This is a genomic window from Lysobacter korlensis, from assembly GCF_042434515.1.
In genome coordinates, this window is the sequence record NZ_JBHLTG010000002.1 from 772,585 (window position 1) to 794,837 (window position 22,253).

Consider the following 22,253-nt stretch of genomic DNA (forward strand, 5'->3'; position numbering starts at 1 on the left):
GGCCCGCCCGCGCCCGTCAGGCGGTGAATCGGAGCTGGAACCGCGCCGGCCCCGGCCACAGCACATACTGCGAGAGCACGCCGGGCCCGCAGGAGGCGGTCCCGATCCCATGCTGCAGATGGTCGATCACGATATGCGTCCGCCCGTCGCCGGCGAGCTCCTCCCGGTGCGTCGCGGCGGCGAGCGCCTCGGTGCTCCACGGACGGACCGTGAGCGCGAACGGGTCTCCCCCGGTGCGGAGAGCCCTGCCCTTCCCGTCGGAGAGTCGGAAGGCGTGGACGTCTCGGCGCGCACCGCTCTCCTGCGGCCGCACGTGCGGGGTCTGGAGCTCGTCCACCGTCGCGGAATGCCAGCCGAGCCGCGCGGACTGACCGGTGTCCGGGTAGCCGGGTCCAGGGCCGCGTCCGAACCATTCGACCGCTCCGAACTCCCCCGGAATCGAGAAGCTCAATCCCAGGCGCGCCCACGGAACGGCGATCGGGCCGCCGTCCGGCATCACCGACACATCCAGGCGGACACCGTCGACAACGCCGGTCCAGGCGCAGTCGAGCAGCACGCCCCAATCGTGCGCGGCGGCGGACACCCGGGTGACCGCCCGGACCCCGTCGGAGTCCGCGTCGAACGACACGAGCCGCGAGACCAGTCGGTCGAGCCCGACGGCGGTCCACCGCTCGCTCATCGGCGGTTCGTCGCGCTCCTCCCAGCCCCGTCCCCGGTCGTTGTCGGTCGGCGCGCGCCACAGCTCGAGGCGCCAGTCGGCGACGTCGATATCGCCGAGGGCGACGAGCGCGCCGGTGCGCGGTTCCACCGTCGCGATCCCTGCGTTGCCGGTCATCGACGCTGCGCCGGCGGCCGGCGCTGTGCGAGTGGAGTCCAGCGATGCCGAGGTCACGGTGGAGCGCTGCGACCACGCCACCTCGTGCCCCGCCTCCGCCCAATCGGCGTCCGCGGCGAGCACCGCGGACACGGTGAGCACACCGGCTCCCCCGGCCGACGCAGCGAGGGCCTCCTGCGGCAGCGGGGCGTCCGCCTGCGCGCGCGCCGCCACCTCGGGCACCTCGATCCGGCCCTCGGTGGCGGTGCCGTCCGCGGCCTCGAAGCGCCAGGCGAAGGCGAGGGAACCCGTGCCGGTGAAGTCGTAGCGGTTCCGCACCGTAAGGGTCTGCCCAGCCGGGTCGATGGTGAGGCGCACCGGCGCGAACACCACGGCGAGATCCTCGAGCTGCGGCCGCGGCTCGCGGTCGGCGGAGACGAGTCCGTCGATCACGAAGTTGCCGTCGTGCACCACCTCACCGAAGTCCCCTCCGTAGCCGATCCGCGGTCTGCCGTCGGCGTCGGTCGTGCGGATGCCGTGCTCCAGCCACTCCCAGATGAACCCGCCCATCAGCCGCGGACTCGACTCGAACAGCTCCTGGTACTCGTCGAGGCCCCCGGGGCCGTTCCCCATGGCGTGGGCGTACTCGCACAGCACGAACGGCATCGCGCGGCGGCGGGCGTCGAGGTCCGGGTCGTCGAGCGGCGGCTCGTCGAAGGTGGCGATGAGCGCCACGTCGGAGGGCGGCGCATACATGCGGGACCAGACGTCGAGGTAGGCGCAGTCCTGCTCGCCCTCGTAGTGGATGGGGCGGGATGCGTCGCGCCCGCGGATCCACTCCGACATCGCGGCGAGGTTGCGGCCCGTTCCCGCCTCGTTGCCGAGCGACCACATCACGATGCAGGGATGGTTCTTGTCGCGCTCCACCATCCGGCGCGCTCGGTCGAGGTAGGCGTCGGCCCACTCCGGCTCGTCCGACGGGTTCCGCCGCCACCCGACCAGTCCGAAGCCGTGCGTCTCGACATCGCACTCGTCGATCACGTAGAACCCGAGCCGGTCCGCGAGCTCCAGGAGGTACGGGTCGGGCGGGTAGTGCGAGGTGCGGATCGCGTTGACGTTGTGCTGCTTCATGAGCCGGAGCTCCTGCTCGACCGTGTCCCGGGGAACGGCGCGACCGGAGTCCGGGTGGTGCTCGTGCCGGTTGACGCCGCGCAGCAGCACCGGCCGGCCGTTCACCAGGAACTGCGCGTCGCGGATCTCCACGGTGCGGAAGCCGATGGGGAGCGTCACGGTCTCGGCCGGCGTGCTCACGGTGAGCTCGTACAGCCGCGGCTGCTCCGCCGACCATGGTTCGACCGTGTCGAGCGCGAGTGTGTCGCCGGCGGGGGCGACGACGCCGAGCTCGGCGAGCCGGATCTCGGCCGTGCCGCCGCCGTGCACGACGGCATCCACGGTGAGCGTGCCGCCGCCGGTGGCGGGGTCGTAGTCGGTGTGCACGAAGACGTCGTCGATGCCGCCATGGGGCCTCGACGCCAGCTCGACCCTGCGGATGATCCCGGGCAGCCACCACATGTCCTGGTCCTCGAGGTAGCTGGCCGCAGAGAACTGAGCGATCCGCACCACCAGCACGTTCGCGCCGGCGATGACGACGTCGCTGACGTCGAAGACCGACGGCAGTCGGCTGCCCCGCGTGGTGCCGAGAAGCGTGCCGTTCAGCCACACTGTCGCCGCGCCTTCGATGCCGGCGAAGCGGAGCTCGGTGCGCGGAAGCAGCTCCTGCACGTCGAAACGCAGGCGGTGATCGCCGACCGGGTTGGCGTCCGGCGGGAAGGGCGGGTCGACCGGGAAGGGGTACTGCACGTTCGTGTAGGCAGGCGCACCGTGGTCCGCCCCGAGCGTCCGGTCGTGCCACGGCATTCCCCAGCTCGATGGGACCGGGATTTCGCTCCAGTCGCTGTCGTCGTAGTCCGGCGCCTCGACGCCGTCGGGAGCGTCCGCGACGGTCCGCGAGTACCGGAACCGCCACATGCCGTCGAGGCTCTGCACCGGTGCGTCTGAGGAGAGTGTCGCGGCCGGGGTCCGCGCCCGGGCCGGGGGGAATGCCTCGCCCACGGGCGCGGTCAGGTCGATCATGCAGTTCCTTCGGATCTCGTTCCGTGAGCCCGACCGCCGTATGGGGGCCACCGACGGTCAGGTGGCGGGCTCGGCGAGCAGCAGCCAGGACGACACCCGGCCGCCCCGGTCGTCGACGGTAACGCCGTCTCCTGAGAGCTCCGCGCCGGAGAGCGGACGCGAGTCGCCGGTGGCCAGATCCGTGACCCTGTACTGCACGTCCGGGTGCAGCCCGTCGAAGCGCAGCCGGTCCGGGGTGCGGCCGCCCTCAAGCCGGAACGCGGCCAGCAGCCGGCGGTCGTCGAGCGTGAGCTGGAACGCAGGGCTGCGCTCACCGCGTCCGACGCGCAGCGGCTGCCCGGTGAGCCGGGTGAGCACGCCGTCGCGGACGAACGGTGCGATGGTCTCGGTGAACATGCGGACGTGTTCTCGGAGGCTCTCCCGCTGCTCGTCGCTCAGCTCCGGCAGGCGCAGCGAGACCCCGAACCGGTGGAGCAGGGCGGCGCGCAGGATCGTGTCGAACTCGTCCCGGGTGAGGGCCGAGAAGTCCAGCTGGGACGGCGGGTAGTCGCCCCGCCACTGGGACCACGGCCAGTGCAGCATCGCGACCGGAGGCAGCATCAGGCTGGCACCCCAGAGCACCTGCAGGTGGTGCTCGGTGTAGTCGGGGTCGGAGAGGAAGATGCAGTGCACATGGCGGGCGATCCCCAGGTCGAGCCGCAGCCCCCCGGAGGAGCACGCCTCCAGGATCACCTGGGGGTGGGCTTCCCGGAACTCATCGAGCACCCGATACAGACCCTCGTAATGGCGGAACAGGCCGTCTTCGACGCCGTGGCCGTGATCCGTGCGGGTGCAGCCAGAGTCAGGATCGATGTTGAAGTCGAGCTTCAGCCACTCGGCGCCCATCTCCCGGACCACGGCGTCGAGTGAGCGGGCCACATGCTGCCTGCCCGCCTCGGAGCCCAGACAGACGTAGCCGAGGAACGAGGGGTCGTCCGGATCGAGCGACTCCGTCTGCCTCCGGTAGGAGGGGTCGGGGCGGAACCGTTCGGACGCCAGCGCCAGCACCTCCGGGTGCTCCGCACGGAGCGTCGTTGCGGAGCCGACCGCCTCCGCCTCCATCCAGATGCCCGGTTTGGTCCCGGCCGCCCGGATCCCCTCCCCGAGCGCCGCGAGCCCGCCCGGGAACCGGACGGTGTTGGTGTGATGCCAGTCGCCCCGCTGCTCCTGCCAGTGGCTCGCGGCGTCGGCATCGCCGAACCAGCCGGCGTCGACCGTGCTGACGCCGATGCCGAGGTCCGCGGCGATCGCTGCGTTGTCCCAGATGACCTGCTCGTTCACCTCGACGTCCTCGTACGGCCACCAGTGGTTCCATTCGACGGGCAGCTCCTCGGACGCAGCCGAGCGCGGCACCCACGCCGCGCCGACGGCTCGGGTGAGCGCCACCGCCGCGCCGTCGATGTCGTCGCCCACCGCGAGCACGACCGATGGGGCTGTAACCGATTGCCCCGGCGCGAGCTCGGTGGCGAACTGCCAGGTCGAGATGCCGGCCGTCACCAGCCGCCCCTCAGCGAGATCGATGTGCCAGTTGCCGCTCCACGCGGGGCTCACGATCAGCCCGACGCCATCGCGCTCGAGCCCGAGCCACGGGCTCGTGCCGTGTGACGACCTGCCCGACCTGGAGTCGAGGTGCAGTTCCCAATCGGTGAGTCCGCGTTCCGGGCGGAACTCGTCGCCCCACGCCGACCGGAAGTACAGCGTGCTCCACCGCTCGGCGACGAGCCGTGCCGCGACGGGATCCATCCGTGTGACTCGCACCGGCGCCTCGCCCTCGTTCGTGAGCACGAGGCCCGCCTCCCAGACCGCCTCGCCGGCGATCCGGGTGGCCGTCCAGCGCACCCGAACCGCGGTGCCGTCGGCAGTGCCGGAGACGACCGCCGTCTCCTCCTCGCTCTCGGCAACCGCATCCGTCAGCGCCTCCACCCGGCTTCCGTTCAGCTCCAGCCGGAACAGCCGGGACGGCTCCAGGAGGTCGCGTCCACGGGAATCGAGCAGGAGGGTTCCGCCGTCGGCCGAAGTTGCCCGGAGTCGTGCCGTCATGCGTGCTGCTGCCTTTCGTCGTGGGCGTGCGTGGTCGGGCAGCCCGGAGGCCGGGCCATTCGCAGGGTCAGCGGATCGCGCCCGCGGCGAGCCCCTGCATCACGTAACGGGACGCGAACACGAGGAGGAGGATCGGCGGGAGCGCGGTGAGCAGCAGACCCGCCGACACCAGGGGCTGGTCGGTCAGATACCGGTCGCCGATCGCCGCGAGCGCCGGAGTGAGGAGCCTGCGGTCGTTGTCGGGCATGAGGATGAAGGCGAAGAGCAGCTCGTTCCACATCGCCAGGAACTGCAGCACCGCCACCGTCGCGATGCCGGAGCCGCCGACCGGCACGGCGACGGAGAAGAGCGTCCGGAAGAACCCGGCCCCGTCGATCCGCGCCGCCTCGAGCAGCTCGTTCGGCACCGCCCGGAACGTCAGCGACAGGAAGAACGTGGCGAACGGCAGACCGGTCGCGATGTACACGAGCATGACGCCGGGGAACTCGCCCACGAGATTCAGCCGCGACAGCAGGAGGTAGATCGGGATGATCAAGACCTGCCCGGGGATCAGCATCACCGAGACGAAGGAGGCCCGGATGTACTTGGCTCCCGGGACCGGGAGCTTCGCGAGTGCGTAGCCGGCGAAGGTGGCGAGGGTCACCTGGATCGTCATGGCGACCAGCACGACGAAGAGGCTGTTGACCGCCGCCTGGCCGACCCCGTACTGGGTCCACAGCGCCACGAAGTTCTGCAGGGTGAACTCCGTCGGGAGCCCGAACGGGTCACGCAGATAGTCCACGTTGCTGCGGAACGCGGAGAGTCCCAGGAACACGATCGGGTACATCACCGTGAGGGCGATCACGACCAGCAGGACGAAGATCGGGCGACGCCCGCGGCGGGCGAGCGTGGCACTGGTTCCGGTGGCGCTCATGCGTCAGTCCTCATCCGAGAGCTTGAAGAATCTTGCCTGCACGACGGTCAGCAGGCCGATGAACAGGAACAGCAGTACGGCGAGCGCCGCACCGGAGCCGAGGTTCGTGGTGGAGAACGCGCGCAGGAACACCAGGTAGTCGATGGTCGTGGTCTCGTAGCCCGGTCCGCCCGCCGTCATCACGAACACGAATCCGAAGAGGGAGCTGAAGGTGTAGAGCACGTTGATGATGAAGACGAAGCCGAGCACGCGCCGGATGTTGGGCAGGGTGATGTACCAGAGCCGTTTCCACCAGCCGGCACCGTCGAGCGCGGCTGCCTCGAACACGGCGGGATCGATGGCGCTCAGTCCGCTCAGCAGCAGCAGCGCCTGGTACCCGAACCCGGACCAGATCAGCGCGAGGACGATGATCGTGATGGCGAGGTTCGCGTCCACGAACGGGTCAACTCGCTCCCCGCCGAGTGCCTCCACCGCGGAGTTGATGGGTCCGTTGAACCCGAACACCGATTTGAACATGATGCCGATGACCGCCGCGGACAGCACGTTCGGCACGAAGAACAGGATGCGGAAGGTCTTCCAGCCGCGGATCCGCTCGAACAGGAGCACCGAGATCACCATTGCGGCGAAGATGACGAGCGGCACCGAGATGAGGAACTTCAGGTTGGTGATGAACACCTGGCCGACGAGCGGGTCGGTCAGAACGTCGACGTAGTTCCCGAGGCCGATCCAGTCGAACGTGATCCCGTTCGACCGGGTGAACGAGATGAAGAGCGCGAACAGCACCGGGTAGATCATGAAGCCGGCGACGACGAGGAGCGCCGGAAGGGCGGCGACCAGGCCGATCCAGCGGTCGCGCCGCTTGATCGCACCGGGTCGGGGCATGCGCCCGCCCGCGGGCGCCGTCGCTTCGACGGCGCCCGCGAGTGGGGTCGGGGTGAGCGTCATTCCTGCCCGAGCTCCGACTCACCGAGGTCAGCGAGCTGCGAGACCGCGTCCTCCGGGCTCGTCGTGCCGAGGAACGTCGTGGCGTTGACGCGGTAGAACAGGTCGATCAGTCCCTGCGGCATCACGTTGTCGAAGGGGAAGACCACCGCGTCCGCCGTCTTGAGGAACTCGGCCTCCTGCTGCAGCAGCGGGTTCGTGATGACCGACGGGTCGGCGCTCTCGCTGTTCGACGCCTCCGTCTGGGTCATCTCCACGTACATGTCGATGATCTCCGGCTGTGCGAGGAAGCGCAGGAACTCCTTCGCTTCCTCCTGGTGATCCGAGTAGTTGGTGATCGAGATGGCTGTGTTCGGTCCGCCCGCCGCCGTGTCGGGGAACTCCGCCCCTTCCATCACCGGGATCGGGAAGACACCGACGTTGTCGCCCATCGCCTCGACGAGGGGCGCGTTCTCCCAACCGCCGGAGATGTGGAACGTGCCGTTGCCCTGCACGAAGTTGCTGAGTGCATCGCCGTTCGGGACGCTGCCCGCATCCTCATTCGTCAGTCCTCGCTCGTAGAGCTGTGAATACGCGTCGTACGCCTTCACCATCGCCGGGTGATCGAGCGGGATCTCCTGGTTGTACATCTGGGTGAACGCTGTGTCGCCCAGCTCACCGCCGACGAGCGCTGCGATGACCCACGCCCCGACGTAGCCCTCCTGATTGGCGATGAAGAAGCCGGGCTGGCCGCCGTCGATGGTGTCCTGCGCGAGGTCGAGCATCTCCTCCCACGTCGACGGCGGCGTGGAGAGATCGACCCCCGCCGCCTCCGCCATCTCCTTGTTGTAGAACACGTAGAAGTACGAGCCGCCGCCGTACGGCAGTCCGAGCAGCGCGCCGTCCTCCGCGTATCCCTCCCGGACGGTGTTCCACCCGCTCAGGTCCTCCATGACCTCCTGGTCGAAGGTGCCGTCGAGGTCGAGCAGGAAGTCGGCGAACGAGATGGTGTTGCCGCCCGTGAACGATGTGCGGATGTCCGGTCCGTCGCCGGCGATCGAGGCCGCCTGGAACTGGGCGGACGAGGCGCTGATGTCGCCTTCGGTCTGCACGATCTCGATGCTGATGTCCTCGTTCTCCTCCTCGAACTGCGCGGCCGCCGCGTGGAGGAAGGAGTTCTCCGCGCCTTCTCCGCCCTCGGTGGTTGGGGCGAGGTTGACGCCGTCCCAGATGAGAAGTTCCGTCGTGCCGGAGTCGGCGTCGTCGCCGCCTCCGCCTCCGGTGGAGCAGGCCGCGAGCCCCACGACCATGCCGGTCGCGACCAGAGTCGCTCCGATGCGCTTGATGTTCACTGCTGTGTCCTTTCACTGGAATGTGCCGGTTGCCACATGGGCCGCCGGCGGTGGTGCCGGCCGGTTCCGTCGTCCGGCGTTGGGTGGCGAGACCAGCCTCTGGCTGGGTGTTCCTCGGCCGAACGCCGTGGTGCTGAGGTCAGAATGTCGCCACCATCCCTCCGTCGACGGCGAGGATCTGCCCGGTGACATAGGTGTTCTCGGGCGAGACGAAGAAGCGGGCGGCGGCGGCGACCTCCTCGGCTCTGCCGGGGCGGCGGAGCGGGATCCGGCCGTGGCGGACGTAGACGTCCTGGAACCAATCGGTCTCGTATTCCGTGCTGCCGTCCTCGAGCACCGCCATGGGCGTGTCGATGAACCCGGGAGCGAGGGCGTTCACCAGAACACCATGCGGCGCGAGGTCCGCAGCGAGCGCGCGGGTGAAGTTGTGGACGCCGCCCTTGCTGATCGCGTACGCCAGCGAGTCCGGCGCGCCCCGGAAACCCTGGACGGACCCGACGTTGAGGATCCGGGCGGTGCCGGAGCGCCGCAGCAGCGGCAGGAGCGCCAGGGTGAACTCCACCATGCCGTTGAGGTTCACGTCGACGACCCGGCGGTAGGTGGCGGGATCGAGAACCCCTGTCGGGGTCGTGTCCACGATGCCGGCGGCGTTCACCAGCACGTCGAGCGTCGGCGAGAGGCCGGCGGCCTCGGCCGCCGCGCGGGCCACGCTGTCCGGGTTCCCGAGGTCCAATCGGATCGCGAAGCCGCCGATACGGTCGGCGACCTGCCGGGCTGCGTCGATCCGGATGTCCGCGACGGTCACGACGAGACCGGACTCCGCGAGGACCGCGGCGATCGCCGCGCCGATCCCGCCGGCGCCGCCCGTGACGAGGGCACGTCGTTCCGGTTCAGGCATTCGCATTCCTCGCGGATGGAGCAACAATGGTCCTACGAAAATGTTTCGCAACTCGCGGCCGTGTCGGCCTGCTGCCGACGACGATAGCGTGTGTTGGTCTTAGATCATACCTAAACCCGCCGAAACGTCGAGAGGAGTGTCGTGCAGCTCGTCGCCCCGTCCACCGCGCAGCTCGGAGAGGCGCCGTTCTGGTCGCCCGGCGAGCGGGCGCTGTACTGGCTGGACCTGCTGGATCCGACCCTGCACCGTTGGAGCGAAGAACGCGGCCACTCAGCCAGGCGGCTCGAGACGCCCGCCCCGCTCGGAGCGATCGCACCGACCGGTGATCCGGGCGTCGCCGTCCTGACATGCGCCGCGGGGATCGCCCTGCTGGATCTCCGGGACGGGGGAACCACGCTTCTCCTAGATCCGCTGCAGCGGCTGCCGCACCTGCACTTCAACGACGCGAAGGTCGACCGGTCCGGCCGGCTGTGGTTGGGCACCGCGGATACCGAAGAGGTGGACCCCAGGGCGGTGCTGTTCCTGCTCGAGGGGTCACGCGCCTCCGTCGCGGACGCCGGTTTCGCGGTCTGCAACGGGCCGGCGTTCAGCCCCGACGGCTCGGTCGTCTACTTCAGCGACAGCAATTCCCGCACGGTGCTGACGTACCGCATGGCGGAGGACGGGACGCTGCTCGACCGACGGGTGTTCGCCCGATTCGGCAGCGACGAGGGATATCCGGACGGGCTCACGGTGGACGCCGACGGGTTCCTGTGGGTGGCCCACTGGGACGGAGGGCGGGTGTCCCGCTTCTCGCCGGACGGGAAGCCGGACCGCGTGCTGCACGTGCCGGCGCCGAACGTCACCAGCGTCGCCTTCGGGGGCGAGGACCTCGGAACGCTGTTCATCACGACGGCGCGACTCGGACTCGACGCCGAGGCGCTCGAATCGTTCCCGCTCTCGGGCGGGCTGTTCGCGGAGGATCGGCCCGGGACGCGAGGCCTCCCTGAGCCGGCCTGGCGCGGCCCCGACGATGCCTGAGCTTCGCTGGTCGCACGGGAGGGCTGCCTTCTCACCGACCGCTGCGATGCTGGTCAGCGCCGAGTTCCTGCTGCCCGACGGCCCGTTCTCCCCGTTCGCATCCCGCGCCTGGGACGCCGACGACCCCGCCCTCTCTGAGCTCCCCGGGCATCTGCGCGTGCTCGGCGGGGACTTCATCTGCGTCCCGTTCGGGTCCGCGCCGGGACCGGGGTCGCCGATGCCGGGCTGGGAGGCGTTCGAGCACCTTCCGCCCGACGAGCCGCCCCACGGGCACTCGGCCGAGGAGGACTGGGGGGTCGAGGATCCCGGCCCGGATGCCGTCCGATTCGCCCTCGAGTACCCGCCCGGCTCGGCCGTGGAGCGGCTCGAGCGCACGGTGCGGGGAGTGCCGGGCTCCCCCGCCCTGCAGTTCTCGCTGACGATCACCGCCAGGCGTCCGGCCCTCATGCCGGTGGGCGTTCATCCCATCTTCCGCATGCCGGACCCGCCCGCTCGGGTGCACATCGAGGCCGGCTTCGACGTCGGCTTCGGCTATCCCGGCGCGCTGGACGGCGCAGCGGTGCGGCCGGGAGCCGAGTTCCGGAACCTCGGCGAGGCGGGTGGCGCCGACCTCTCGCGGCTGCCGCTCGGACCACCCGTCGACGATGTGGTGCTCCTCGGCGGCTGCACCGGTCCGGTGCGCCTGGCCTACCCGGACGAGCGTGCCCGCGTGGAGCTCGACTGGGACTGCACGGTGCTCCCCTCGCTGATGCTCTGGATCTCCGACCGGGCGCTCGACGGGCAGCCGTGGAACCGCGCGTACCGTGGCATCGGAGTGGAGCCGGTCGCGGCGGCGTTCGACCTGCCCAGCCGGGTCTCGGCCGGCGAGAATCCGCTCGGCCAACGCGGTGTGCGCACCGCCGTGGCCCTGGACCCGGTCCGGCCGGTCACGATCCGGTACTCGGTATCGGCGCACCCGTTCGACTTAGGTGTGATCTGACGTGGCCTCGCCAACCATTTTCCCGATCCTGTAGCGCAGACGACCCCCTAACGTATGATCTATCGAGACTTCGCTTCGTGACAGGGACCAAGGACGCCACCAGATGATCATTGAGTCGGTCGATTTCTTCTATGCGTCGATGCCCGAAGTCACGCTCGAAGCGGACGGCAGCCAGGACGCGCTGCTGATCCGGGTGACCTCGGGAGGCCTCGTCGGGTGGGGAGAATGCGAGGCGTCACCGCTCGTGTCGATCGCCGCGTTCGTCACTCCTCGATCGCACGGCGTATGCCAGCCCGTCTCCGCCTCAGTGCTCGGCGAGGAGCTCAATGGACCCGCTGACATCGCCCGCATCACAGCGCTCGTGGAGCGCAACAGCATGGACCTGCTGCAGGCGCCCCACACGTTCTCGGGCATCGAGATGGCGCTGTGGGACCTGCTCGGGCAGCGCTTCGAGGAGCCGGTGTGGAAGCTGCTCGGCTATTCGGACGCGTACGCCAAGACCCCGTATGCGTCACTGCTGTTCGGGAACACCGTGGACGAGACGATGGCCCAGGGCCGGTCCGCCGTCGCGCAGAACTTCCGTGCCGTCAAGTTCGGCTGGGGTCCGTTCGGCACCGGGGATCCGTCGGTCGACGCCGACCATCTCCGGGCCGCTCGCGAGGCGATCGGGCCGGACACACACCTCCTCGTCGACGCCGGTCAGGTGTGGGGCGAGGATGTGGAGGCAGCCACTGCCCGCCTGGACGCCCTGGAAGAGGTCGGGGCGGTCTGGCTCGAGGAGCCGTTCCACGCATCCGCGTACGCCGCTCATGCGGCGCTGGCCGCGCGCGCCACGAGCGTGCGGATCGCCGGTGGCGAGGGAGCGCACAATGTGCACATGGCGCGGAACCTCATCGACTACGGCGGCATCGGCTTCGTGCAGATCGACGCCGGCAGGATCGGCGGCCTCGGCGCCGCCAAGGCGATCGCCGACTACGCCGCCTCGGCCGGGGTGACCTATGTGAACCACACCTTCACGTCACACCTCGCGCTGTCCGCCTCCCTCCAGCCCTTCGCCGGACTCGCCGACCACCGCATCTGCGAGTACCCGGTGCAGCCGAAGCAGCTGGCCACCGACATCACCAGGACGCGCCTGCTGCCCGACGCCAACGGGGAGATCCACGTGCCGGACGCTCCTGGCCTCGGCATGAGCGTCGACCTCGAGGCCCTCGAGCCGTACCTCCACGACGTGTCGATCACCATCGACGGTCGCGAGCTCTATGCGAGCCCGAACCGCATCCGGACCGCGGTCTCATCGTGAGCAGGGAGACGACGCGATGACGATCCTTCCGAACAGCGAACCGGAGCGGAGCTCCGGCTACATGATGCGCGGCCTTCAGGGCCGGGTCATCGACGCGATCGGCCAGGCGATCGTCGGCGGGCGGTACAAGCCGGGCGAGCTCCTCCCGCGGGAATCCGAGCTGACCGAGGCGTACGGCGTCAGCCGCACATCGGTGCGCGAGGCGATGAAGGTGCTCTCCGCGAAGGGCCTGGTGGAGATCCGGCAGAAGGTCGGCACCCGGGTGCGACCGCAGGAGCTGTGGAACACCTTCGACAGCGACCTGCTCGCCTGGTATCACGCACAGGGACTGGGCGAGGTCATCATGCGCGACCTCGTCGAGCTCCGGCAGATCCTGGAGCCATCCGCCGCGCGTCTTGCCGCGGGTCGGGCCTCCATGCCGAACCTGCACAGGATCGAGACCGCCCTCGCCGCGATGGGCGAGAACGCGCACGATCACCAGGGCTATGCGGCGAGTGACGTGGAGTTCCACATGGCCGTCTACGAGGCTTCGCACAACGTCCTGCTTCAGCGGTTCGGCCGGCTCGTCGCCGATTTCATGCACCTGAGCTTCAATCTCCAGCAGCACGCGGCGAACGGCGGGGCGGACTTCACCGAGGACGTCGCCAGCCACGGCGCGGTCTTCGCGGCGATCAACCGCGGGGATGCGGCCGATGCGTCCGACCGGATGCTGACGGTCGTGCTCGAGGGCAAGCGTGCGCTGATCGAGGCGCTGACGAAGCGCGACAAGGCTCAGGCGCAAGAACTGGCCGAGGCCGCCCTTCGCGAGGCACGAACGCAATAGGGACGCTCTGAGCCGTCGCCGTCGGGCCGGCTGCGCCGGTCCCCACCGAACCACCACGAGGAACTCGATGACGATGACCATCCCCGCGATCCAGCACGACCGGCCGGCGAGCGACCAGGACGGTACGTATCCCCGTCCGCAGCTGGTGCGGTCACGGCATCAGCCGTTCGACCGCATCGCCGGCTTCGCATTCGACGACCTCGATGTGGGCCTCGACGCGCGGTGGCACTCAGACCCCACCCCGTTCACGTCCCAGCTCCAGCTGCCGTTCCCGCCGGAAGCGCCGGCATCCGGAATCGGTGACACGGCCTACCACCCAATCGTCTGGTACCGCATCCCAGTCAGCCCGGCGGATCTCACCGCCGCCGGATACGGCGAGCAGGGCGACCGGCTCATCCTGCATTTCGGGGCCGTCGACTATGAGGCGGACGTCTGGGTCGACGGGCAGCACGTGACGCGCCACGAGGGCGGCCAGACCCCGTTCTCCGTCGACGTCACCACGGCGCTCCACCGGGACGCGGACGAGCACGCGATCGTCGTGCGCGCACACGACAACCCGCACGACGTCACCATGCCCCGCGGCAAGCAGGACTGGCATCTCGAGCCGCACGTCATCTGGTATCACCGGATCACGGGCATCTGGAGGACCGTCTGGCTGGAGGCGGTGCCGGCGCTCCACCTCACATCCGTCTCCTGGCAGCCGAACCTGCCGGCGGACCGGGTGCGCCTCGACGCGGACCTGTCGCGGTCGCCGCGCCCCGGCGACACACTGGAGATCCGGGTGACCGCGGACGGACAGGTGCTTTCCGAACTCACCGTTGCCGTCGACGACCAGTACCTGGAGATCGACGTGCCGCTGCTGCTGCACAAGAACGGTCAGCAGTACGAGAGCCTGCTCTGGTCGCCGGAGAAACCGAACCTCCTGGACGCCGAGCTGACCCTGCGCAGGCCGGGCGCACAGCGGCACGACCGCGTGACGTCGTACTTCGGGCTGCGCGCCGTCTCGGTGGAGCGGGGCCGGTTCCTGCTCAACGATCGGCCCCGGTACGTGCGGTCGGTGCTCGAGCAGGGCTACTGGCCCGAGTCGCACCTGACGCCTCCGTCCGCCGAGGCCCTGCGCGCGGAGGTCGAGCTCATCAAGTCCCTCGGCTTCAACGCGGCGAGGATCCACCAGAAGGTGGAAGACCCGCGGTTCCTGTTCTGGGCCGACAAGCTCGGTCTCATGCTCTGGGGTGAGACCGCGGGCGCGTACCGGTTCAACGAGACCGCGATCGCCCGTCTCACCAGCGAGTGGGTGGAGATCGTGCGTCGCGACCGATCGCATCCGTCGATCGTCACCTGGGTGCCCTTCAACGAGTCGTGGGGCATCCAGCACGTCAGCCACGACCCCGCCCAGCAGGCCTTCAGCCGCGGCCTCACGGATCTGACCCGCGCGCTGGATCCGACCCGGCCGGTGATCTCCAACGACGGCTGGGAGCACACCGACAGCGACATGATGACGATCCACGATTACGAGCCGTCGGGTGCGGTCCTCACTGCCCGCTACGCGTCGCGGGAGGCCATCGACGAGATCGTGCGGCAGGTGGGCCCGGCCGGCCGACGCCTCACGGCCATGCCATCGGATGGCGTCGGGGACGATCCGGTCATGATCACCGAATTCGGCGGCATCAGCTATCTCGAGGGGCAGGACTCCGATGAGCTTCCCGACTCCGAGAGCTGGGGCTATTCCACCGCGCACAGCGCCGAAGACTTCGAGCACCGCCTCTCCGACGTGCTGTCGGCGATTCTCTCCTCTCCCGTCGTGTCGGGGTTCTGCTACACGCAGCTGACGGACACGCGGCAGGAGACGAACGGGCTGTGCGACGAGTTCCGCCGGCCGAAGCTCCCGGCGGAGGTCATCCGGCGTCTGGTCCGCACCGGGCGCTGACGGCGGGGCGGGTCGACTCCGGCTGCAGGATCGCCCGATAGCAGGATCGCCGGATGGCAGGAATCGGCGGAGAGGTGGCACGTCTGCCAGCTGTGGCAGGTCCTAGGTCGCCATAGATTTCCTGCCATGACATTCTTTCTCCTTCTGCTCGGTGGCCTGGCAGTGTGGGGCATCGCCGCCAGCATCCTCGTGGTCGCCCGTGACGGCTACCGCAGGCAGCCGGTGCGCTCCGCACAGAACGGCTGGGCGGACACCGTGAACTCGGTCCACACCGGACCCTCGAATCCGGTCGCGAGCCAGTGGCTGCCCGATCGAGCGCACGTCACGCACCGGCAGACGCGGCGGACCGGGCATCCCGCCGGCGTGATGCTGCTCCGGCCGTGGTGACGCGGCCGCGGGCGGGCCGTTCGACCGCGTGCCGCTAGGACGGTCCCATCAGGCGCGCGGCCTCAGCCGAGTGTGCGGCATCGACCATCACCGTGTAGCTCGCCGCCTCGAACACCTTCACGCTCGTGAAGTCGCGGCGGCCGCGGGTCATCGAGTGCGCCACGGCGCCGAAGATCGCGCCCCAGCCGGCGCCGATCAGAAGGCCAGCGAGCAGCACGCTGATCCAGCTGGCGCCCGGCGAGAACAGGCCGAAGAAGAGCCCGATCAGCACCCCGAACCAGGCGCCGCTCCCGGCGCCGAGGAGCGCCGCCTTGCCCACCGTCAGCCGGCCAGTCACCTGCTCGACCGAGTGCAGGTCGTTGCCGACGATCCGCAGCCGTCGCACCTCGAACCCGGCATCCGAGAGCTTGTCGACAAGCGCCTGCGCCGAACCGTAGTCCTCGAATTTCGCAAGCTCGGTGTACTGCACCGACTGTCCCTCAACGGTCACGTGATCCTCCAGTCGCCATTTCGCCCCGCCTGCGACGTTACGCCTCCGACCCGGTCCAAGGTAGATGCATGAAGGTGACCGCCGACCCGCTGTCAGATCTCCGCCGGCGCACGAGCAGCAAGTGGACGAGCCATCCGCCCGACGTGCTGCCGCTCTTCGTCGCGGAGATGGACTATCCGCTGGCTCCCGCCATCAGAGCCGCGCTCATCGATCTGGTCGAGCGGTCCGACACCGGGTACGTGGGGTCCCCGGGCGGACTCCCGAGCGCCTTTGCCGGCTTCGCCGAGAGCCGCTGGAACTGGCGGCCGGACGAGGCCGGGATCCGCACCACCACCGACGTCAGCGTCGCGATCGTGGAGACACTCCGGCAGGTGATCGCACCGGGCGACCGGGTGGTGATCACTCCCCCGGTGTATCCGCCGTTCTTCGAGTTCGTGCCAGAGGCGGGCGGTGCCGTGCACGAGGTGCCCCTGATCGACGACGGGTCGGGCTGGTCGCTCGACCTCGACGGACTGGCCGAGGCGTTCGCGGGCGGGGCGACGGCGTTCCTCCTCTGCAATCCCCACAACCCGCTCGGCCTCGTCCACCCGCGCGAGACGCTCCTCGCGGTCGCGGAGCTGGCCGAGACGCACGGGGTCGTGGTGGTCAGTGACGAGATCCACGGGCCGCTGACGCATTCCACCGCGGAGTTCACGCCGTTCCTGTCGGTGTCGGATTCGGCACGGTCGCACGCCGTCGCCGTCACGTCGGCGAGCAAGGCCTGGAACCTCGCCGGGCTGAAGTGCGCGATGATGATCGCCGGGTCTCCGCAGCTGGTCGCGGCGCTCGACCGGATGCCGGCGGAGGTCGGCTACCGCACGAGCCTGTTCGGGCTGCACGCGTCGGTCGCCGCATTCCGTTCGTCCGCCGACTGGCTGGACGGCGCGATCGCGGAGATCGAGTCCAGCAGCGCGCTGCTCGCCCGGCTGCTCGCGGAGCTGCTGCCCGCCGTCGGCTACCGCCCGCCGTCCGCGAGCTACCTGGCGTGGCTCGACTTCCGTGCTTTCGAGCTCGGGCCGGATCCGAGCGCGGTGATCCTCGACCGGGCCCGCGTCGCGTTGAACGCCGGACCGACGTTCGGGCGGCAGGGCGTGGGACACGCGCGGCTGAATCTCGCGTGCTCCCCGGAGGTGCTGCGGGAGGCCGTCGAGCGGATCGCCGCGCAGGTACCGGAGCAGACCTCTCCCTAACAATGAGAGTTCGCTGGGAATGCCGGCGATCGGATGTGGATAACCACCCCTGATCGGGGGTTTCGGCGTTCTGGTGTCGGGGGTCGCGGGTCGAATGTGGGTATGGAAGAAACCACCACCACCGAGACGCCCGGCGGCGCACCAGTTCAGCTGTCGCCTGCCGCTGCCGTGCTGGAGCGTCGTGCGGCAGTGGTGGACCGGCTGCGGGAGGCGGACCGGGATGTCGCCCGGGCGGCCGCGGTGCGGTTGGAGCGGGTGAACGAGTTCCGCCTGGAAGCCGAGAAAGCGAACACCGACCCGGATGCGCTCCGCGGCGATGCGATCGGTGCGCAGGCGCGGGTGCGGTTCCGGCTGTCCCCGGATATCGAGCGGCGCTCGGTGAAGGCGCAGCTGGCCATGGCGCTGCGCATCTCGGAACGGGCCGCGGAGACCCAGCTGGCAATGGCGGAGGCGCTGGCCACCGAGCTGACCGCGACGATGGAGGCGCTGCGGGCCGGGGAGGTCACCGAGTGGCACGCCCGGCTGATCTGGGGCGAAAGCTGCCACCTGCCGGCGGAGGACCGGCTGCTGTTCGAAACGCAGGCGCTGGTCGCGGCGGGGACGCTGAGCACCGCCCGGCTGAAGGGGAAGCTGCGCGACATCGCGGAGCGGCTGCACCCGGACACCGCCATCGAACGGCACCAGGCCGCGGTGGAGGCCCGCGACGTGTGGGTCGACCCGCTGCCGGACGGGACCGCGGTCTTCAGTGTGCGGCATTCCGCCGAGACGGTGATCGCGGTGCAGAACGGGATCGAACACTGCGCCCGCGGGGTCGCCGCCGACCCGGACGAGTCCCGCACGCTGCCGCAGATCCGCGCCGACCTGGCCATCGAGTTCCTCGCCAACGGAGAGCTCGGCGGGGTGAAGATCACCCCCACCGCGCACATCGTGGTGCCCGCGCTGAGCATCGCCGGCATCCCCGAGGAGCTGGCGATCCTGGAAGGATACGGGCCCATCGACCCGGTCACCGCCCGGCAGCTGCTCGCCGACGCCGACGAGCTCATCCGACTGGTCACCCACCCGGTCACCGGCACCATCCTCGCCGTCGACTCCTACAAGCCGCCCACGGCGCTGCGGCGGTGGCTGCAGATCCGCGACCAGACCTGGCGGACCCCGGGCTGCGGCCGCCGCGCCGCGACCTGCGAAATCGACCACACCCTCGAACGAGCAAAGGACCACGGGCCGACCGCGTTCGACAACCTGGCGCACCTCTGCGTCAATCACCACAAACTGAAAACCGTGACCGGGTTGACCTACCGACACCTCGACCGGACCGGCACCCTGGAATGGACCACACCCATGGGACAGAACTACATCACCGAACCCGCGGTCAAGATGCTCGGCGCACCCCACCTCGACGACGCCATCCGACAAGCACTCCTCGAACACGACCCACCACCACCCGAGTACGACGACCGCATCCCGGACGACCTCTACGGCGAATGGCAAGCCGCATTCGACGACGAACTGAAAGCCGACCACGCCCAGCTCGGGCAGCCTGGGATCTTCAGCGGCTGATGTGATCTGCATCGAACAACAGCAGTGAGGTTCCTGCCCGTGAGCCACCCGCACATTGGCGGACCGGCACGCCGGTCGTAGCCTGGAGTCGGCCACCGACCGGGGCACTGAAGCCTCCTTGGGACCGCCAGGCCGAGCGGGAGGCGCGCGATGCGTGCGAAGCGGAAGGCGCTCACTCCCCTGTTGCTTGCCGGCGCACTGCTGTCGGGGTGCACTGCGCCGCCGCCGGGCATCGCCGAGCCGCTCCCGGCCGCCGCCCCGGTGCGGTCGACACCGGCAGAGGGGTCAGCACCTCCTGGAGGCGGCTGGCCGGGCGCCGACCCGTTGGCATACCCGCCGGGCGGGACCGCCACCGATCACGCGGACACCGGCCGGTGCGACGGCGGCTCCTCTGCGGGTGTGCTCGCGACCATCCCGCTCGACCATCGCCCGATCGACCTGGTGCTCGACGCCGGAGCGTCGACGCTGTACATCAGCAGCGAGCTCGGCACGGCCATCTCGGTTGTGCACACCGGCTCGCGTGCCGTCGCGGCGAGCATCCCGCTGCGCGACCGCCCGTACGGGCTGTTCCTCGACGCGGAGCGAGGAGCGCTGTATGCGCCGCTCGCGGGAGTGCGGGTGCCCGGGGGCGCCGTGGCGGTGATCGACACCGAACGCCGCGCGCTGGTCCGCTCCATACGGTTCCCGGATGCGCGCTGGCCGACTGATGCGGTCATCGACCCGGCCACCGGCCTGCTGTTCGTCGTCAACAGCGGTGACGACACCGTCGCGGTGTTTGACAGCGCCTCCGGCGACCGTATCCGCCGGATCCCCGTCGACGTCGACCCGATGTTCGTGGAGGTCGTGTCCGATTCCGGCGTGGTGCTCGTCGCGGGGGCGAAGGGCCTCGCGGCGATCGATGTCCGCACGCTCGCGGTGCGGGACACGCTCCCGATGCCCAGCGGGGCGATGGCGGTGGACGAGAAGGACGGTGGCGTGTTCGTGGCGAACCAGGGATTCGGAACCGTCTCGGTCGTGGACCTCGCCGCCTTCGAGGTGGTCGGCCGGGTCGCGGTGGGCGGGCGTGGCCCGTTCGACATCGCCTACGACGCCGCATCGGGCCTCGCCTACGTCACCGGCACCGCCCATGGCGAGCTGACACTCATCGACATGGCCCCTCTGAAAATCGTCGAGCGGATCGGCGGCGCAGACGGATCCCGCGCCTGGTACGGCGCGGTCGCGGTCGACGACACCACGGACTGCGTCTACGTCGCCGACCTGGAGCAGTCGGCGATCGCGGTGCTGGAACGCCGGAGCTGACGACTCAGCGCTGCAGCGAGATGGCGCTCCACGACACCGACGGCAGCACGACGGTCAGGATGCCGTCCTCGATCCCCGCCGACCCGTTCGGGGTCAGGCCCACCCGCTCGGGCTGCTCACGGGTGTTTCGCGCGCAGGGGTCGTCGTCGTGGAGGGTGACCGCCTCCGCGACGCGGCCGACACCGAGATCCCGTACGTCGATGCGGACGGTGGTGGAGTCGCGCAGATCGCGGTTCACCACGAAGACGGCCGCCGAACCGGAGTCCTCGTCGAACGTCACGACGGCGTCGACGACCGGCGCACCAGCTCGACGACGTCCATCCGGAACCCGTCTTCGTTGGCGGTCGGGTGCGTCGGCTCGTAGATGCCGTCATAGACGCACCGGCCGAGGTGCTCCACGAACGAGCCGAACAGCCGACGACGCACCGGAGCGACGACCCGTGAGCGGTCGACGAGGATCGACGCCTCGGACATGCTGACTCTCCTCCGGCGACCTAGAAGCCCTGGGCCAGCCGGTAGTACGCCTGGTTCCAGCGGACCTCGTTCTGGAAGCCGGCGAGCGTGGTCGACTCGTCGATGACGAGCAGCTCCGTGCGCGCCATCTCGGCGAAGTCGCGGATGACATCGACGCCCACCTGGTTGGTCATCACGGTGTGGTGCGCGGCGCCGGCGGTGAGCCATGCGGCGGCCGAGGTGCGGAAGTCGGGCGCGGGCTTCCACACGGCGTGACCGACCGGGAGCTTCGGCATAGGCTCGGGCAGCTCGACGTTCTCCACGACGTTCGCCACGAGCCGGAAACGCTCGCGCATGTCGCTCATCGCCACCACCACGGCCGGGCCCGCGTCCGCGGTGAAGACCAGACGCACCGGGTCCTCCTTGCCGCCGATGCCGAGCGGGTGCACCTCGAGCCGTGCCTTCTGCGAGCTGAGCGCCGGGTTCACCTCAAGCATGTGGGCGCCGAGGATCAGCTCGCTGCCGGGCTCCAGATGGTAGGTGTAGTCCTCCATCAGCGACGCGCCACCCGGGAGCCCGGCACCCATCACGGCCGCAGCACGCACCAGGATGGCGGTCTTCCAGTCGCCCTCCGCGCCGAAGCCGTAGCCGTCGGCCATCAGCCGCTGCACCGCGAGGCCGGGGAGCTGCCGCAGCGCGCCGAGGTCCTCGAAGGTGGTGGTGAACGCGCCGAATCCGCCCGCCTCGAGGAAGGAGCGCAGGCCCAGCTCGATCCGGGCGCCGTAGCGAAGCGAGTCGTGCCGGTCGCCACCGGACCGGAGCTCGGCGGCGACGTCGTAGAGATCCTGGTACTCGGCGACGAGCGCGTCGACATCCGCGTCGGCTGCGGCGTGCACCGCGTCGGCGAGCTCGTTGACACCCCACGTGTTGACGCTGACGCCGAAGCGGAGCTCGGCTTCGGTCTTGTCACCCTCGGTGACGGCGACGTAGCGCATGTTGTCGCCGAACCGAGCGAGCCTGAGGTTGCGCACGGCGTCCCAGCCGGCGGCGGCACGCGTCCAGGCGCCCACCTGCGCCGTAACGGCGGGGTCGGAGGCGTGGCCCACGACGGTCTTGCGCGCCACGCCGAGGCGGGCCTGGATGTAGCCGAACTCCCGGTCCCCGTGAGCGGCCTGGTTGAGGTTCATGAAGTCGAAGTCGATCTCGCCCCACGGCAGCGCGACGTTCGCCTGGGTGTGCAGGTGCAGCAGCGGCTTGCGCAGGGCGTCCAGCCCGGCGATCCACATCTTCGCGGGGCTGAAGGTGTGCATCCAGGCGATCACGCCGATGACCCCATCGGCGGCGTTGACGTCGAGCGCGGCACGGCGGATCGCGTCGGTGTCGGTGAGCACCGGCTTCCACACGATCCGCACCGGCACGTCGGCGGCGTCCGCGAGCAGACTCGCCACCTGCTGCGACTGCTCGGCCACCTGGCGGAGGGTCTCCTCGCCGTAGAGTCCCTGGCTGCCGGTGAGGAACCAGACCTCGCGAAGGCCGAGGTCGGGAAGGATGCTGCGGGTCACTTGAGTTCTCCTTGTGGGGCCTGGCCGTAGACGTTCTGGTAGCGGTCGAACAGGGCGTCGATCTTCTCCTGCGGGATCGGGACCGGCTCCCCCAGCTGGCGGGCGATGTGCACCGTG

The 22,253-nt window shown here is 69.9% G+C and carries 19 protein-coding genes; 9 read left to right on the forward strand and 10 right to left on the reverse strand.

All coding sequences use genetic code 11. The features are described 5' to 3' along the window. Positions 1 to 16 precede the first annotated feature (16 nt). The 6 genes from ACFFGH_RS13080 to ACFFGH_RS13105 form a co-directional block, all read right to left on the reverse strand. Positions 17 to 2,947, reverse strand: coding sequence for a glycoside hydrolase family 2 TIM barrel-domain containing protein (locus tag ACFFGH_RS13080; protein WP_386668919.1), 2,931 nt, complete (start codon positions 2,945 to 2,947; stop codon positions 17 to 19). 57 nt (positions 2,948 to 3,004) lie between these two features. After that, entirely contained in the window at positions 3,005 to 5,026 is a 2,022-nt protein-coding gene (locus ACFFGH_RS13085; protein WP_386668920.1) for an alpha-galactosidase, read from the reverse strand. A 67-nt stretch (positions 5,027 to 5,093) separates the two neighbouring features. Further along, positions 5,094 to 5,939, reverse strand: a complete 846-nt coding sequence (locus tag ACFFGH_RS13090) for a carbohydrate ABC transporter permease (protein ID WP_386668922.1) — start codon at positions 5,937 to 5,939, stop codon at positions 5,094 to 5,096. 3 nt (positions 5,940 to 5,942) lie between these two features. Then, positions 5,943 to 6,884 (reverse strand): carbohydrate ABC transporter permease, encoded by a 942-nt coding sequence (locus ACFFGH_RS13095; protein WP_386668923.1) that lies wholly within the window; start codon positions 6,882 to 6,884, stop codon positions 5,943 to 5,945. Next, positions 6,881 to 8,212 carry an ABC transporter substrate-binding protein gene (locus ACFFGH_RS13100; protein ID WP_386668925.1) on the reverse strand — a complete coding sequence of 444 codons (1,332 nt, stop codon included), beginning with the start codon at positions 8,210 to 8,212 and terminating at the stop codon, positions 6,881 to 6,883. Before ACFFGH_RS13100 ends, ACFFGH_RS13095 begins: the two co-directional genes overlap by 4 nt. 139 nt (positions 8,213 to 8,351) lie before the next feature. After that, on the reverse strand, positions 8,352 to 9,110 hold the full coding sequence (locus tag ACFFGH_RS13105) for an SDR family NAD(P)-dependent oxidoreductase (RefSeq protein ID WP_386668927.1): 759 nt from the start codon (positions 9,108 to 9,110) through the stop codon (positions 8,352 to 8,354). A gap of 141 nt (positions 9,111 to 9,251) precedes the next feature. Between ACFFGH_RS13105 and ACFFGH_RS13110 the strand changes: the two genes are divergently transcribed. The 6 genes from ACFFGH_RS13110 (at position 9,252) to ACFFGH_RS13135 (ending at position 15,546) form a co-directional block, all read left to right on the forward strand. After that, a complete protein-coding gene (locus tag ACFFGH_RS13110) occupies positions 9,252 to 10,130 on the forward strand; it encodes an SMP-30/gluconolactonase/LRE family protein (protein WP_386668929.1) in 879 nt (292 codons plus the stop codon). After that, on the forward strand, positions 10,123 to 11,109 hold the full coding sequence (locus ACFFGH_RS13115; protein WP_386668931.1) for a hypothetical protein: 987 nt from the start codon (positions 10,123 to 10,125) through the stop codon (positions 11,107 to 11,109). The genes ACFFGH_RS13110 and ACFFGH_RS13115 overlap by 8 nt, the downstream gene beginning before the upstream one ends. 103 nt (positions 11,110 to 11,212) lie before the next feature. Continuing rightward, positions 11,213 to 12,409 (forward strand): mandelate racemase/muconate lactonizing enzyme family protein, encoded by a 1,197-nt coding sequence (locus ACFFGH_RS13120; protein WP_386668933.1) that lies wholly within the window; start codon positions 11,213 to 11,215, stop codon positions 12,407 to 12,409. 16 nt (positions 12,410 to 12,425) lie between these two features. Beyond that, complete coding sequence (locus tag ACFFGH_RS13125; protein ID WP_386668935.1) at positions 12,426 to 13,232, forward strand: FadR/GntR family transcriptional regulator; 807 nt, start codon at positions 12,426 to 12,428, stop codon at positions 13,230 to 13,232. A gap of 67 nt (positions 13,233 to 13,299) precedes the next feature. Beyond that, the gene (locus ACFFGH_RS13130) at positions 13,300 to 15,159 is read left to right on the forward strand and encodes a glycoside hydrolase family 2 protein (protein WP_386668937.1); all 1,860 of its coding nucleotides are present in this window, start codon (positions 13,300 to 13,302) and stop codon (positions 15,157 to 15,159) included. 126 nt (positions 15,160 to 15,285) lie between these two features. Further along, entirely contained in the window at positions 15,286 to 15,546 is a 261-nt protein-coding gene (locus ACFFGH_RS13135; protein ID WP_386668939.1) for a hypothetical protein, read from the forward strand. A gap of 34 nt (positions 15,547 to 15,580) precedes the next feature. Here ACFFGH_RS13135 and ACFFGH_RS13140 read toward each other — a convergent pair whose 3' ends face one another. Beyond that, the gene (locus ACFFGH_RS13140; protein ID WP_386668941.1) at positions 15,581 to 16,036 is read right to left on the reverse strand and encodes a YflT domain-containing protein; all 456 of its coding nucleotides are present in this window, start codon (positions 16,034 to 16,036) and stop codon (positions 15,581 to 15,583) included. 68 nt (positions 16,037 to 16,104) lie between these two features. On the opposite strand from ACFFGH_RS13140, the gene ACFFGH_RS13145 reads away from it, so the two are divergent. From ACFFGH_RS13145 to ACFFGH_RS13155, 3 genes are all read left to right on the forward strand, one after another. Beyond that, positions 16,105 to 17,265: a MalY/PatB family protein gene (locus ACFFGH_RS13145; RefSeq protein ID WP_386668943.1), complete on the forward strand. Its 1,161-nt coding sequence runs from the start codon at positions 16,105 to 16,107 to the stop codon at positions 17,263 to 17,265. Positions 17,266 to 17,367: 102 nt separating this feature from the next. Further along, positions 17,368 to 18,822: an HNH endonuclease signature motif containing protein gene (locus ACFFGH_RS13150; RefSeq protein WP_386668945.1), complete on the forward strand. Its 1,455-nt coding sequence runs from the start codon at positions 17,368 to 17,370 to the stop codon at positions 18,820 to 18,822. A 150-nt stretch (positions 18,823 to 18,972) separates the two neighbouring features. Beyond that, entirely contained in the window at positions 18,973 to 20,121 is a 1,149-nt protein-coding gene (locus ACFFGH_RS13155; protein ID WP_386668946.1) for a YncE family protein, read from the forward strand. A gap of 4 nt (positions 20,122 to 20,125) precedes the next feature. Here the strand turns inward: ACFFGH_RS13155 and ACFFGH_RS13160 are convergent, their stop codons facing one another. From ACFFGH_RS13160 to araA, 3 genes are read right to left on the reverse strand one after another with little or no spacing between them, the layout of a single operon-like run. Further along, the gene (locus tag ACFFGH_RS13160; RefSeq protein ID WP_386668947.1) at positions 20,126 to 20,401 is read right to left on the reverse strand and encodes an alpha-L-arabinofuranosidase C-terminal domain-containing protein; all 276 of its coding nucleotides are present in this window, start codon (positions 20,399 to 20,401) and stop codon (positions 20,126 to 20,128) included. Continuing rightward, complete coding sequence (locus tag ACFFGH_RS13165) at positions 20,398 to 20,595, reverse strand: hypothetical protein (RefSeq protein ID WP_386668949.1); 198 nt, start codon at positions 20,593 to 20,595, stop codon at positions 20,398 to 20,400. Before ACFFGH_RS13165 ends, ACFFGH_RS13160 begins: the two co-directional genes overlap by 4 nt. A 20-nt stretch (positions 20,596 to 20,615) precedes the next feature. Continuing rightward, positions 20,616 to 22,136 carry an L-arabinose isomerase gene (araA, locus tag ACFFGH_RS13170; RefSeq protein WP_386668951.1) on the reverse strand — a complete coding sequence of 507 codons (1,521 nt, stop codon included), beginning with the start codon at positions 22,134 to 22,136 and terminating at the stop codon, positions 20,616 to 20,618. Between the last annotated feature and the right edge of the window lie 117 nt (positions 22,137 to 22,253).

What these genes read in the sequence shown, in the direction of transcription:
- ACFFGH_RS13105 (WP_386668927.1), bottom strand. Translation starts at nt 9,110, where the DNA reads ATGCCTGAACCGGAACGACGTGCCCTCGTCACGGGCGGCGCCGGCGGG.
- ACFFGH_RS13155 (WP_386668946.1), top strand. Translation starts at nt 18,973, where the DNA reads ATGCGTGCGAAGCGGAAGGCGCTCACTCCCCTGTTGCTTGCCGGCGCA.
- ACFFGH_RS13125 (WP_386668935.1), top strand. Translation starts at nt 12,426, where the DNA reads ATGACGATCCTTCCGAACAGCGAACCGGAGCGGAGCTCCGGCTACATG.
- ACFFGH_RS13085 (WP_386668920.1), bottom strand. Translation starts at nt 5,026, where the DNA reads ATGACGGCACGACTCCGGGCAACTTCGGCCGACGGCGGAACCCTCCTG.
- ACFFGH_RS13165 (WP_386668949.1), bottom strand. Translation starts at nt 20,595, where the DNA reads ATGTCCGAGGCGTCGATCCTCGTCGACCGCTCACGGGTCGTCGCTCCG.
- ACFFGH_RS13120 (WP_386668933.1), top strand. Translation starts at nt 11,213, where the DNA reads ATGATCATTGAGTCGGTCGATTTCTTCTATGCGTCGATGCCCGAAGTC.
- ACFFGH_RS13150 (WP_386668945.1), top strand. Translation starts at nt 17,368, where the DNA reads ATGGAAGAAACCACCACCACCGAGACGCCCGGCGGCGCACCAGTTCAG.
- ACFFGH_RS13080 (WP_386668919.1), bottom strand. Translation starts at nt 2,947, where the DNA reads ATGATCGACCTGACCGCGCCCGTGGGCGAGGCATTCCCCCCGGCCCGG.
- ACFFGH_RS13095 (WP_386668923.1), bottom strand. Translation starts at nt 6,884, where the DNA reads ATGACGCTCACCCCGACCCCACTCGCGGGCGCCGTCGAAGCGACGGCG.
- ACFFGH_RS13130 (WP_386668937.1), top strand. Translation starts at nt 13,300, where the DNA reads ATGACGATGACCATCCCCGCGATCCAGCACGACCGGCCGGCGAGCGAC.
- ACFFGH_RS13145 (WP_386668943.1), top strand. Translation starts at nt 16,105, where the DNA reads ATGAAGGTGACCGCCGACCCGCTGTCAGATCTCCGCCGGCGCACGAGC.
- ACFFGH_RS13090 (WP_386668922.1), bottom strand. Translation starts at nt 5,939, where the DNA reads ATGAGCGCCACCGGAACCAGTGCCACGCTCGCCCGCCGCGGGCGTCGC.
- ACFFGH_RS13135 (WP_386668939.1), top strand. Translation starts at nt 15,286, where the DNA reads ATGACATTCTTTCTCCTTCTGCTCGGTGGCCTGGCAGTGTGGGGCATC.
- ACFFGH_RS13115 (WP_386668931.1), top strand. Translation starts at nt 10,123, where the DNA reads ATGCCTGAGCTTCGCTGGTCGCACGGGAGGGCTGCCTTCTCACCGACC.